This is a genomic window from Pseudoalteromonas sp. MT33b, from assembly GCF_014117385.1.
Classification (GTDB): domain Bacteria; phylum Pseudomonadota; class Gammaproteobacteria; order Enterobacterales; family Alteromonadaceae; genus Pseudoalteromonas; species Pseudoalteromonas lipolytica.
Genome location: NZ_CP059831.1, coordinates 67,133 through 79,547 on the forward strand (window position 1 = coordinate 67,133; position 12,415 = coordinate 79,547).

Genomic DNA, 12,415 nt, shown 5'->3' on the forward strand with positions numbered 1-12,415 from the left:
GTTAGCTCAAGATTATAAATAATCCCATCCCTGCCAGTGTTGTGTAGTAAATGTTGTGTGTTTTGTAAGCCACAATAACGGCAAGTACCGCAGCACTTAGGTAGGGATTTTGCCAATCTAAATTAATCCCTTCATCATTAATAAATACAATGGGCACCCAAATAGCAGTGAGCACGGCAGGAGCACTAAAACTCAAAAACTGCTGCATTTTAGGGCCTACCTTAAAAGGCAAAGCGCGGTGTAGAAACAAGTAACGCGTAAAAAAAGTAATACACGCCATTAATACAATCGTGGTCATCATGCACTATGCTCCTCTTTTGCTTGCCAGCGGCTAATTGCGTAACCAACCGACATAGCAATCAATGCTGCTGTTACTAACCATAACTGAAAACCGTGGCTTTTAAGGAGGGTTGCAACGACTCCTGCGGTGACGACGGTGGCAAGTGTTGCGAGGTTTTTCACCCCTGGCACCACTAATGCAATAAAAGTGGCGGCAATAGCAAAATCAAGGCCTAGGTTTGTTAAATCGGGCAATAAGCTGCCAGCAACAATACCAAGCAATGTCCATATGTTCCATGCGATATAAAAACTAAAGCCAGCACTTAAAGCATAAATAAGGCGCAGCTTTGTTTGGTAGGCTTTAGGGTGATGCGAAAAAGCAAATAACTCATCGGTTAAAACAAAGCTGACAGGTAAACGCCAACCAAATGGTTGATCAATGACTTTATGGCGGATGGCTAGGCCATACAAAAAGTGTCTTGAACTTATAATAAGCGTGGTAAATAAAATAGTGAGTAAGGGTGTATTGCCAGCCATTAATTCAATCGCGACTAACTGCGCAGAACCGGCAAATACGAGTAGTGACATTGCTTGTGTTTCAAACGCACTAAAACCATTTTGGATTGCTAAAGAGCCACACAGAATGCCCCATGGGATGACGGCTAAACATAGCGGGAGCATGTCGAAAAAGCCTTTTAATAACGCTTTGAGAATAGGTTTTTGCATTTTATCGCTCTTACTTGTTGTTATGGCTCAGATCAAAACACCTGTAATAGAGGCGTGTCAAAATAACCGAAGTTTGCAATAATGTATACCCCAATGCCTTACCGGTTCTGGTCTTTTTAAGTGCTTTGAGTATATTTCATAGGGAGCGTTATCATGTCTAAAGTGAAAGTATGGGATGGCTTTATAAGAAGCTTTCATTGGTTATTAGTTGTTGCAATTGCAACGCTTTATTTTAGTGCTGAAGAAGGCATGCTGGAGCTACATTTTGCAACCGGGTATTTCACGCTAGCGCTCATAATCACGCGTCTTATATGGGGGGTTATTGGCAGTAAAACGGCCAAGCTGTCCTCATTGATACATTCACCGATTGCGGCAATTAAGTCATTTAAAAATAATGAGCATAAAGCTGGTCACGGGGCTGCCGGCAGCTATATGGTCATTGCGTTTTTTATATTAATTTTGGCGCAACTAGGCTCAGGATTGATGACCAGCGATGACATACTTACCGATGGACCGCTTGTTAAATATGTATCTACGGACACGGTTGAGTTTGCAGGTTGGTTACATCACCTGAACTTTGATATTTTGCTGTATGCTATTGTGCTGCATGTAATTGCGATTGTGATATATCGCATTAAAGGCAAGAACCTCGTTAAACCAATGCTGACGGGCAGTAGTGAGCAAGTTTCTGTGACTGAGCCTGTGACAAAATCACCCTTGCTTGCATTCGTTATTTTTGCGCTGTGTTTAGTGGTACTTTTTACCACATGGGGTGCTGAGCCATTAAGTTATTTGTTTAATTAAGTGAGTTGAGTGAGTTAAGTGTTAAAAAAGGCGCAGACAGCGCCTTTTTTAATGTCGTTGACTAGTCTTTAAATGACTTATGACAGTCTTTACATCCTTTAGCCCACGCACCGAATGCTTTACCAATTACTTTCTGATCACCACTTTTTGCTGCAACCGCAAGTTCATCCGCATATTGCTGGAAAGCGACTGCTTTTTTCATAAAAGTGTCGTTATCGCTCCACACCGCGGGAAGCGCTGATGTTTCGCCTTTGTCTGAACCTGCAACAAATGCTTCCCATGGCATTTTTGATAAAGCGGCAGCATTATTTGCTCGCATTTGGAAGCGCTCAGCATCAAAAGGGACTTTTCCTTTTAACATGTCGCCCATATCACCAATTTGTACACGGATCATAGAAAACGCAGCTTGGCGGTATTCAATCGCGTCGCTAGGTTCTTCGAATACGGTGCTTGCTGTTGCGCCTAGTGCCAGTGTCGATAACATGGTACCTAATACTAAGTGTTTTAATTTCATTCCTTTTGCCCCTTTAGATGTCATAAAGATAAACTGTTTGAGTTGTATCTTAGCTAGGTGTTTTATTCAAGTGTAATGCGGTTAATCTTAACTTAAGTTTAATTTAATCATTAATATCAATGTCAGCGAAAATCATCCCGCGTCGCATGCTACGTGTTGCTAAGAAAACTTCGCCAAGTAACGATAAAAAGCCACAAATGAGCAGTGCCATCGCAGCCACAAAGCAACTGGCAATGGTCACACTTAAGTTGATAGAGTGAATGTGTGATAAAAATAAACACATAACCACGGCGCACACGAGCAAAGCACTTAATACACTTGCACTAAATGCAATATGAATACAGCGAGAACGTTTTAGCAGGGCTCTTAATTCTGTGGTCAGTGACTTATTGAACTCTTCGTCGGTACTGACTTTTAGCTTTCGCTCTAACTGCCTAGCGCGGTCTGTAATACGCGCTAAACGATTTGATAAAACACCTAAGGTTGCCGCAATACCGGTGATTAAAAAGACTGGAGCGACAGCGGTTTGTATAACCTTTGCCATCGTTAGTATGTTAATGACTTCTGAGTTCATTGTGCCTTACTCTACTCTAAAAATACTACTTTCGTTTACAAACGTTTACATCAAATTTATGATGTCAAAGCTCAATTAAAACAATGGGGTAGATTAACATTGGCACCTTTTGTAGGTTGTAATGTAACCATAATGTAATCGAGATGTTGTTCTGGTTTGTGTTTACGTTTTATATTGGTACTGAAACGTAGTTTCAATCACTATTTAGACGATAACATAACATATCCCAGGGGAACCCATGTCTAATAATCTAATAAAAAGAACAGCCGTTGCTTTAGCTGTGACTAGTGCACTATGTGCCAGCGCGCAAGCGAATGATTTTTCAAAATATAATCTAGCAGGTAAAGAATTAATTAAACCGAGTGCGGTAAGTAAAAAAGAACAAAATACTCGCAGTGAAGTGACTAGTTGGTTAGTTAAATTAAATGTGCCAGCAACTATTAATGCAAAAAGTTTAGGGGCAGATGTTGCCTCAGTTCAAGCACAAGCCAAATTAGCACAAGCCAGTGTAGAGCAAGCTATTCAGAGTATGGACTTACCCGTTCAAGTTGTAGCTAAGACATCAACACTTGTAAGCTCGGTTGTACTGAATGGTAACAAACAAGATATCGCAAAATTACTTTCAAACTCGCAAGTTGAAGGTATTTATCCCGTCTATGATTACAAATTACATGTAGCTGATAGTGCTGACTATATTGAAGCGACTCCACTTGTAGCGAATGGCTTAGCGACGGGTCAAGGTGTACGTGTTGCTGTACTAGATACAGGTATTGATTATACGCACACTGCATTTGGTGGTGAAGGCACTGAAGCTGCCTATGAAGCAGCCATTGCAGACCCTACAACTGTTGATTGGCCGCAAGGAAAAGTGCTTGGTGGTTTCGATTACATTAATAATGATGCGGATCCAATAGATGTAACGACAAACCATGGTACGCACGTATCTCACTCTGTGAATGGCATTGCACCAAATGTTGATTTATTTGTTTATTCAGTGTGTGCTGCTAACTGTCCAGGGTTGGCGCAATTACTTGCGTTAGAGAATGCGATGGACCCTGATGGTGATGGTGATATTTCTGATCGTGTAGATGTCATTAATATGTCTTTAGGTGGTGACTATGGTGACATTGCTAACGACGCGGTTGGACTTTTCATTAATGAGGCTGTAAAGCTAGGCACTAACGTGGTTATTTCAGCGGGTAATGATGGTGCATACCCATTTATTGTTGGTGGTCCGAGTACAACAGAGAATGCGTTGTCTGTTGGAGCAATGACTCACCCTACAGAAGAGCAGTCAGTTGCTAGCGGTACAGTTAACGATGAAGAAACTATTGTTCAACCAGCTAGCTTCGGTCCACAAACTGCATTTAGTTACACAAATGACAACATTGAATTAGTTTACCCAGAAGCAAATCAAACAGCGTGTGAAGCATTTGCTGATGACGTTGATTTTACTGGCAAAGGTGTGATTATTGACCGTGGTGCGTGTGCATTCACAGTTAAAGTATTAGCAGCTCAAGCAAAAGGTGCAGAGTTCGTTGTCATTGCAAATAATACAGATGATGGCACGCCAGCACCTATGGGCGGTGCCGATGCAGCAGTCACAATTCCTTCTGTAGGTGTAACATTTACAGCAGGTGCTGCGCTTAAAGCGGGTGGAACATTTAACTTAACTGTTGAGCGTTTAGTATTGTCTGGTGCAATTGCAGACTTTACATCACGTGGTCCATCAATGGGCGGTTTATTAAAACCAGAAATTACCGCGCCGGGCGTGAACATTATGACGGCTCACCCAGGTCTTGGTGATGGTTTAACAGGCGCTACAGGTACTTCGTTCTCTGGTCCTATCACGGCTGGTGCAGTGAGTTTACTGAAAGAAGCATTACCAGAGCGCAATGCACTTGAAATTAAAGCAACGTTAATGAATACCGCTAACTTAAACGTAACAATGGAGCCATTAGCACTTAACCCAGATGCTGAACTTGCGCCAATTAGTTACATCGGTGCGGGTTTAGTTGATGTTAATAAAGCTGCAAACTTACCTGTTGCTGCTTGGGCAGCAGATACCAAACAAGCGGCTCTTTCGTTTGGTTTAGTGAATGCATCAGAAACAGTTAAATTAACAAAAACGGTACAAGTTAAGAACTTCTCGAATGAAGTCAAAGTGTATTCGCTTTCTTTAGAACAGCGTTATCAAAACGATATTGACCGTGGTTCATTCTCATTAGATTACCCAGAGACAATCACTGTTCCTGCAGGTCAAACGCTATCATTTGATGTGACAGCAACGATTGACCCTACTACATTACCAGAATGGACACTGACGGATGATAACATTGGCTCGCAAGCAGTCACTGCTGATTTAACAAACTTAGAGCTTGATGGTGCGTTAGTCTTCTCTGATGGTAGTGAAAGAGCATTCCACCTTGTGTATCACGTATTGCCAAAAGCAAACGCTGCAATGAGCTTTACTCCTGTGATGACAGAAGATGGCCTTGCTCATACGTTAACTAATACTGGTGCAGTGGCACTTGAACCAGTATTTGCACCAACAGTAATGACTGATGAAATAGATGAAGACCAACGCTTTGATTTAGTGGGCGCGTCAATTGAGACGTTTGCTGTGCCAACAGAAGTCTGTGCAAGCGGTTTTGTTACTTTAACTACGGTAGTGATGAATGAAGGTATCACTCACTCTTATGTGGGTGGCTTTATGGCTGACTTCGATATAGACCAAGATGGTACATACGATGTAACAGTTCAAAATGGTAAACTTGAGTGGTTCTATGATGTTGAGCCTGGTACTGCAATTACCTTTACACATGGTTATGGAAGCAGCTCTGGCGCGCTGAATAATATCTATCAAATCATTGGTAATAATCACTTAACAATGCAAAGCTGCTTGGGTGATTTTGGTTTAACTGCTGAAGATATTGGTAAAGTCTCAGCAAATGTTCGCTTCCGTACAGAGGAAGAAACATGGACACCAATCGCTACAGGTGCAGGCGATGTTGCAATGGGAACATATACGTTTACTGATGCTTCTAATGATGTATATGCTGTACTTGTGAATGAAGCTGGTGAAGCAGTAAGCTCAGTTGAGCCTGGTGCATCAGCAACGCTATTAAACGCAGGTGCAGACTTCATGATCCTGTCTGATTCAGGTTCTAAAGCATTTGTAGCAACACCTCGTGATGACGCAAATTCAGCCCCAGTTCTTTCTGATGCAATGTTTAGCGTTGATGAAAATACATCGACAGGTACTGTTATTGGCACACTTGAAGCAACATACAGTGCAGATCTTGCAAACCCTATCTCTGAGTTTATTGTACTCAGTTCCAATTCAACAGCTGTTTCAGTAACTTCTGAAGGTGATGTTGTTGTAATGGATGAAGCAATGCTTGATTTCGACGCAGGACTTGTGTCTATAGAGATAGAAGTTGTGGTAACTGACTCTGCTGGCAATATTTCTGAACCGGCTATGGTTACAGTAATGGTTAATAACTTAGCAGATGAAGCCGCTGAAATGATGCCAGTTGTGGAAGCGGGTCAAATGTTTACTGTTCAAGAAAATGCAGTGTCAGGAACAGTGATTGGTACTGTTTTGGCATCTGATCCAGACGCTGAAACTACGCCAATTGTTTCTTACTCAGTAGAAGGTCATGATGGTATTGCTATTGATGAAATGGGCAGCCTGACTGTTGTAGGTGAAATTGATTTTGATACAACACCAGTTATCGAATTAATGGTTACTGCGATAGACAGTGCTGAAAATATGTCTGAGGCTGTTCTAGTTACTATTGAAGTTACAGAAGACCCAGCAGAATCTAAGCCTGTTATAGCTTCAGGACAACGCTTCTCTGTTGATGAGAATGTTGCTTTAGGTACTGTGATTGGCACGTTAGAGTTCTCTGATCCTGATTCAGATGAAACGCCAGTTGTTGAATTTATCGTATCGGGTAGCAACTTAGTTACTGTTAATACTAATGGTGTTATTAGTGTTGCGAGCGAGCTTGATTATGAATTCCAAAGTGAATTTACATTCTCTGTAATTGCTGTTGATTCTGCCGGCAATATGTCAGACGCAGTAAACGTTGAAGTTGAAGTGAATGACATTCGTAGTAATGACGATGATGATAAAGATGATTCAGGTTCATTAGCATGGTTAACTTTACTAGCTGCACCGTTTGCATTTATGCGCCGTCGCAAGCAAAAGTAATGACTTGATTTGTAATTAATAAAGGGAGCTTCGGCTCCCTTTTTACATTGCTTCACAAAGCATGCTTATATCTTGCTCTGTTTTTACTTATATTGGAGGATGAATAATAAAAAATACAACAGGAATCTCATGAACGTTGGTTACTCTCTCTGCTTTGCAGCACTCTCATTTGCCGTTTTAACGGCGTGTAATAAAGTCCCTGATACCGCACATAATATTGAGCAATCACGTATTACAGAAAATGCAGTTATAGCGGCACCTATTGCAAAAAAAATTCGCCATGAAATGAGTATTCATGGTGATACGCGTGTCGATAACTATTACTGGATGCGTGATGATGCGCGTAAAAATGAGGCGGTAATTGCCCACCTCACTGCTGAAAATACTTACGTAGATCGCACGATGGCGCATACAAAAGCGCTGCAAGATACACTTTTTAATGAGCTTAAAAGTCGTATAGAGAAAGACGATAACTCTGTGGCTACCAAAAAGGGAGACTATTATTACTCATCGCAGACGCGAGGTGATGATGAGTATCCAATTTATGTGCGAAGCAAATCCAGTGATGGTAACAACCAACAAGTCATATTGGATGTTAATGAGCTTGCTAAAGAGCATGACTACTTTGCTGTAACAGGCTTAGAGGTAAGCCCTAATGGGCATTTATTGGCATACGGTGAAGATACTTTAAGTCGGCGTATTTATACCATTAGAGTGAAAGACTTGGTCAGTGGTGAGCGACTGGCAGATACGATAGAAGGGAGTGAGGGAGATGTTGTTTGGGCAAATGACAACCGCACTTTTTACTACATTAAAAAAGATCCACAAACGTTATTAGGTTATCAGGTTTATCGCCATACATTAGGCACCCCACAAGCTGATGATGAACTGGTTTATGAAGAAAAAGATACTCGCTATTACACCAGCATAGGTAAGAGTAAAGACCATCAAAAAATCTATATTTATCATGAAAGTACTAGTGCTTCTGGTGTCTCTGTTATTGATGCAAATGACACAGGTACTTTGCCGAAGCGGTTCATTGAGCGTGAACCAGAACTTGAATATAGTATTAAAAAGCACGGGGATTGGTACTACATAGTCACCAATCTACATGCCGTTAATTTTCAATTAATGAAGGTACATCAATCACAAGCGCATGATAAAGGCCATTGGCAAACGGTGATTGCGGGTAGGGATAACGTTAAACTTGAAGATATCGAGTTATTTAAGAATCATTTGGTATACAAGGAACGTGAAATGGGGCAAACCCGTTTAACTATTCGTGACTTACGAAACCAAAATGAACAAGTGATTGTTTTTAATGATCCAACTTATATGGTTGATAGCTATGGAAATTTTGAGCTGGATAATCCTCGTTTACGTGTTTACTACTCAAGTATGACAACCCCAGATACCCATTACGATATCGACCTTATAAGCGGCGAAAAAACAGTGCTTAAGCAGCGCAACGTTTTGGGTGACTTTACGCCAAGTAACTATGCATCTGAGCGTATCTATGTAACAACCCGTGATGGTGTTGATGTACCGGTCAGCCTTGTTTATCGTAAAGATAAGTTTAAAAAAGATGGCAGTAACCCTCTTTTACAATACGGATATGGTTCGTATGGTGCGACGATGGATCCGCGTTTTTCGAGCTCGCGTTTGAGCTTACTCGACCGCGGTTTTGTGTTTGCGATTGCACATATTCGTGGCTCTCAAATGCTTGGTCGCCCTTGGTATGAAGATGGCAAATTACTTCATAAGAAAAATACGTTTAATGACTTTATTGATGTAACTAAATCTTTAGTTGCACAAAAGTATGGTGACAAAGAACGCATATTTGCCATGGGAGGCAGTGCCGGAGGGTTATTAATGGGGGCGGTCGTTAATCAAGCGCCAGAGCTTTATAGCGGGGTGATTGCTGCAGTGCCATTTGTTGATGTAGTCACCACGATGTTAGACACAAGTTTACCACTAACAACCAACGAATATGACGAGTGGGGTAATCCGAATGAAAAAGTATTTTACGATTATATGCTGTCATATTCACCGTATGATCAAGTAAAAAAACAAGCCTATCCTCATATGTTGGTCACTACAGGGTTACATGATTCGCAGGTGCAATATTTCGAACCTGCAAAGTGGGTTGCTAAACTGCGCGAATACAAAACAGATAACAATTTAGTACTGTTTAAAACAGATATGGAAGCCGGGCATGGAGGGGCGTCGGGACGCTTTAAAAGCTTACAAGACACCGCCTTGTACTATGCCTTTATGCTTGATTTAGCGGGTTATCAACAATAAGCAAAAAGGCATCAATGCGCTTTTATTGATGCCTATTTTGATAAGTTAAAGCGAAACTGGCTGCCTTTCCCTAAGGTACTCTTCACTTCGATATTACTGTCCATTAGGGTTAGTAAGTGCTTGCATATTGCTAACCCTAGCCCTGATGTTCCTCGTTTTATACTGTTTCGTGCTTGATAATGTGGCTCAAAGATCGCGTGTAACTCGTCTTCGTGTATGCCGATACCCGTGTCTGATACTGTGACGTAAAGTTGCTCACTTTGCTGTGACACGCTAATTGAGACAGTGCCCTTTTCCGGAGTATGGCGAATAGCATTTTCGATCAGGTTGGTTAATATACGTTCTAGTTTGGCAATATCCGTGGTCACGGTGAAATCGCAGATTTCAGGGATAACCTGGAGAGTTATGCCGGCTTTTTGTGCAGTTAATGCTAGCTTGGCCAGGCAATCATAAATAAGCTCTCCTAGATTAAAGGTTTCTGTGTTTATTTTTACTTGGCCACTTTCTAAGTGCGCTAGTTCGAAAATTTGTTCTATTAACAGTTTTAACTGCTGGCAGTTATCCATAGCAAGGCTTAAGTAGTGCTGTTTTTCGTGTTCATTCAAATGACTTTTGGGTTTTTTTATTACTTCAATAAATCCGTGCAATGAAGCAAGCGGTGTTCTTAAATCATGCGAAAGGTGAGTGAGTAACTCGCGGCGCTGTTTATCTGCCTGTTGTAACGATTTTAATTGATCATCAATGCGAGACAACATGCCATGAACTCCTTTGCTTAAGTTACCTATTTCATTGTTACCCGAATAGCGTGGGCTTTGTGTCATTTTTGTTAAGCTGTAATTTGCCGCTCTAATTTGGCAAATCTCGTTATTTAGCTGCGTGAGGGGTAAGGTAAAAAATCGAAAGAGAATAAGCATGATAATAAGTAACGTAATGACTGCAACTACAAACCCTATTGCACCAATCTTAAGAATGTCATTACTTTTAATATTATTAAGTAAAGTATCAAAGGTTTGACCACCAATAATCACGTACAAATAACCTTGCAATTGTTGTTGGTTATAAACCGGCGCGGCAGAGAATATTTTTTGGGTATTACTGCGAGGATCATCACCGTAAATCGGTGTTGTACTCGTTTTATTAATTAGTTCTTTGATAGGGACGAGATTTATTTTTTGTTTAATTACTTGCCCAGGTTTAGCCGAATAGGTCAGTAACTTACCGGTTGAATCAACAAAGTAGAATTCAAAAGCCGGGCCGAGGATCATCAAGGTATGAAATAAGTTCTCCAAAGCTTTATAGTCATAGACACCTTGTTTAATTAATGGATTGTCATTCACTAGGTGCTCAGCTAACTGTAAATGCAGGTTTTGTTGTGCATGATCTTGGGCGCTTTGCTCCAGCTGTTTACTCCAGTTGAATACCAGTGCACACAACAGGCTAAAAATAAATATGAACGACCATGCGAGCTTTTGATATAAGGTCATCGAGTGCATTAATTGGCACTCAACTGACGAGGGTTTAGTTTATAGCCAACACCCCAGACGGTTTCTATAAATGGTGTTTGATGGTATTGCTCAAATTTACTCCGCAGACGGTTGATATGTGAATTCACTGTATGCTCATAACCACTGTGTTGATAACCCCACACTTGGTCGAGTAATTGTTGTCGGCTAAATACGTGGTTCGGGTGCTTGGCAAAATACACCAGTAAATCAAACTCGGTGGCGGTTAAGTTAATTGCTTGGTTAGCTAAAAATGCTTGGTGGCTGGCAAATTCTATGTGCAGTTTGCCTAGTTGTATTATGGGTTGTTTCTCAGTTTGCTCGTTACTTGATTGTGCCATAAGAAGCTGTGCGCGATGGCGTAGTTGGGTTTTTATACGTGCCTGTAACTCTCTGGCGAAAAAAGGTTTGCAAATATAATCATCTGCTCCCATTTCTAACCCTATAACTCTATCCATATCGCTGCTAAGAGCGGTTAGTAAAATGACTGCGATAGTTGGGTAATGTTCCTTAACTTTTCGACATAAACTTAATCCATCCATCTGCGGCAAGTTTATATCTAGTAATACAAGCCCATAGTGATTGCTAGCAAGCTTTTTAATCGCTGATTCAGCACTGCATGCTTCATCAATGTGTAGGTTTAAGCTTTGTAACTGGGTGGCGATCAAGTGTCGTATAGTTCGGTCATCTTCAACAATTAATACTTTTTCTGTGCGCATAGTCATATCCAAATCGCTAAGGCACCTCCCTATGCCCTCAGCGTAAGTGGGTGCTATTATTATTGCGTCCGCGTTATGATTATCTGAGCAACAGGGTTATCAAATTTATGTTGGTTCGTTAGCACTGAACTTCGTAAACCATCATCTTGGCTAACAACACCAGGGTGCATTGCTACACTGTTGATATCATCTCGGCTTTCGTTAAAACCTTCTCCTGAGTCAGCAGGACCTGGGATCGTACCATGTGCTTCTGAGTTGGTCTCTGTACCAGCATCATAAGCATGACTATGGCGAGAAAGTGATTCATTAACAGCTAACGAAGACACGTCTATAGCATTAAGACCGGTAAAAGCGTCATTTGTATTCACCAACATTGTCGCTAAGCTAATCTTTAATGATTCAAGCTGCTCCGTGGTGAGTGTAAGAGTAAGTTGCTCTCCCGGAGGTAGTGGGCTTTCAGCACTCTGAGCGTGTGTTGCAAAATCAACGGTTAATAGTTGGCTGTTATCACCGCCCTCGGCCATTCTTTCTAATGCCTCTGAAGCAGAGTTTCCTATTTGCCATAGCATACCCTCTGTGTGAGCGATAAGGGCAACAGGAGAAAAAGGTTGTGCGGCGGTTAAATTGGTTATTGTCACAGTAAATTCGTAGCTTGTCGGAGTGACAACCACGGGAGGTTTTACTTCCACATCATTGTTATCTGAATCACTGCATGCTGCGAGGCTTACACCCAGCGCGAGTATAATTAAGCTTTTTGAAAAGCGCATAACGGCC

At 41.3% G+C, this 12,415-nt stretch carries 10 protein-coding genes; 3 read left to right on the top strand and 7 right to left on the bottom strand.

Going from position 1 to position 12,415, the window contains the following annotated elements; genetic code table 11:
* Position 1: 1 nt before the first annotated feature.
* Both H3302_RS00365 and H3302_RS00370 read right to left on the bottom strand, forming a co-directional pair.
* Positions 2-301 (bottom strand): AzlD domain-containing protein, encoded by a 300-nt coding sequence (locus H3302_RS00365; RefSeq protein WP_036974365.1) that lies wholly within the window; start codon positions 299-301, stop codon positions 2-4.
* Complete coding sequence (locus H3302_RS00370; RefSeq protein WP_036974367.1) at positions 298-1,005, bottom strand: AzlC family ABC transporter permease; 708 nt, start codon at positions 1,003-1,005, stop codon at positions 298-300. The genes H3302_RS00365 and H3302_RS00370 overlap by 4 nt, the downstream gene beginning before the upstream one ends.
* A gap of 153 nt (positions 1,006-1,158) precedes the next feature.
* Here H3302_RS00370 and H3302_RS00375 point away from each other — a divergent pair, with 153 nt between their 5' ends.
* Positions 1,159-1,809 (top strand): cytochrome b/b6 domain-containing protein, encoded by a 651-nt coding sequence (locus tag H3302_RS00375; protein WP_036974369.1) that lies wholly within the window; start codon positions 1,159-1,161, stop codon positions 1,807-1,809.
* 61 nt (positions 1,810-1,870) lie between these two features.
* Here H3302_RS00375 and H3302_RS00380 read toward each other — a convergent pair whose 3' ends face one another.
* Both H3302_RS00380 and H3302_RS00385 read right to left on the bottom strand, forming a co-directional pair.
* The gene (locus H3302_RS00380) at positions 1,871-2,323 is read right to left on the bottom strand and encodes a cytochrome c (RefSeq protein WP_036974371.1); all 453 of its coding nucleotides are present in this window, start codon (positions 2,321-2,323) and stop codon (positions 1,871-1,873) included.
* A 103-nt stretch (positions 2,324-2,426) separates the two neighbouring features.
* On the bottom strand, positions 2,427-2,897 hold the full coding sequence (locus tag H3302_RS00385; RefSeq protein WP_036974373.1) for a DUF2721 domain-containing protein: 471 nt from the start codon (positions 2,895-2,897) through the stop codon (positions 2,427-2,429).
* Between the two features lie 238 nt (positions 2,898-3,135).
* Here H3302_RS00385 and H3302_RS00390 point away from each other — a divergent pair, with 238 nt between their 5' ends.
* Both H3302_RS00390 and H3302_RS00395 read left to right on the top strand, forming a co-directional pair.
* Complete coding sequence (locus H3302_RS00390) at positions 3,136-7,116, top strand: S8 family serine peptidase (protein ID WP_075594399.1); 3,981 nt, start codon at positions 3,136-3,138, stop codon at positions 7,114-7,116.
* Between the two features lie 129 nt (positions 7,117-7,245).
* The gene (locus tag H3302_RS00395; protein WP_118843877.1) at positions 7,246-9,420 is read left to right on the top strand and encodes a S9 family peptidase; all 2,175 of its coding nucleotides are present in this window, start codon (positions 7,246-7,248) and stop codon (positions 9,418-9,420) included.
* A 32-nt stretch (positions 9,421-9,452) separates the two neighbouring features.
* Here H3302_RS00395 and H3302_RS00400 read toward each other — a convergent pair whose 3' ends face one another.
* The 3 genes from H3302_RS00400 to H3302_RS00410 are packed head-to-tail and all read right to left on the bottom strand — an operon-like array spanning position 9,453 to position 12,408.
* On the bottom strand, positions 9,453-10,904 hold the full coding sequence (locus H3302_RS00400; RefSeq protein WP_259369871.1) for a HAMP domain-containing histidine kinase: 1,452 nt from the start codon (positions 10,902-10,904) through the stop codon (positions 9,453-9,455).
* Positions 10,905-10,912: 8 nt separating this feature from the next.
* Positions 10,913-11,641 carry a response regulator transcription factor gene (locus tag H3302_RS00405; RefSeq protein WP_074989615.1) on the bottom strand — a complete coding sequence of 243 codons (729 nt, stop codon included), beginning with the start codon at positions 11,639-11,641 and terminating at the stop codon, positions 10,913-10,915.
* Positions 11,642-11,700: 59 nt separating this feature from the next.
* Complete coding sequence (locus H3302_RS00410) at positions 11,701-12,408, bottom strand: spondin domain-containing protein (protein WP_075594396.1); 708 nt, start codon at positions 12,406-12,408, stop codon at positions 11,701-11,703.
* Positions 12,409-12,415: the final 7 nt, after the last annotated feature.

Coding starts and splice junctions, on each gene's coding strand:
- H3302_RS00365 (WP_036974365.1), bottom strand. CDS start 301: ATGATGACCACGATTGTATTAATGGCGTGTATTACTTTTTTTACGCGT.
- H3302_RS00370 (WP_036974367.1), bottom strand. CDS start 1,005: ATGCAAAAACCTATTCTCAAAGCGTTATTAAAAGGCTTTTTCGACATG.
- H3302_RS00375 (WP_036974369.1), top strand. CDS start 1,159: ATGTCTAAAGTGAAAGTATGGGATGGCTTTATAAGAAGCTTTCATTGG.
- H3302_RS00380 (WP_036974371.1), bottom strand. CDS start 2,323: ATGAAATTAAAACACTTAGTATTAGGTACCATGTTATCGACACTGGCA.
- H3302_RS00385 (WP_036974373.1), bottom strand. CDS start 2,897: ATGAACTCAGAAGTCATTAACATACTAACGATGGCAAAGGTTATACAA.
- H3302_RS00390 (WP_075594399.1), top strand. CDS start 3,136: ATGTCTAATAATCTAATAAAAAGAACAGCCGTTGCTTTAGCTGTGACT.
- H3302_RS00395 (WP_118843877.1), top strand. CDS start 7,246: ATGAACGTTGGTTACTCTCTCTGCTTTGCAGCACTCTCATTTGCCGTT.
- H3302_RS00400 (WP_259369871.1), bottom strand. CDS start 10,904: ATGACCTTATATCAAAAGCTCGCATGGTCGTTCATATTTATTTTTAGC.
- H3302_RS00405 (WP_074989615.1), bottom strand. CDS start 11,641: ATGCGCACAGAAAAAGTATTAATTGTTGAAGATGACCGAACTATACGA.
- H3302_RS00410 (WP_075594396.1), bottom strand. CDS start 12,408: ATGCGCTTTTCAAAAAGCTTAATTATACTCGCGCTGGGTGTAAGCCTC.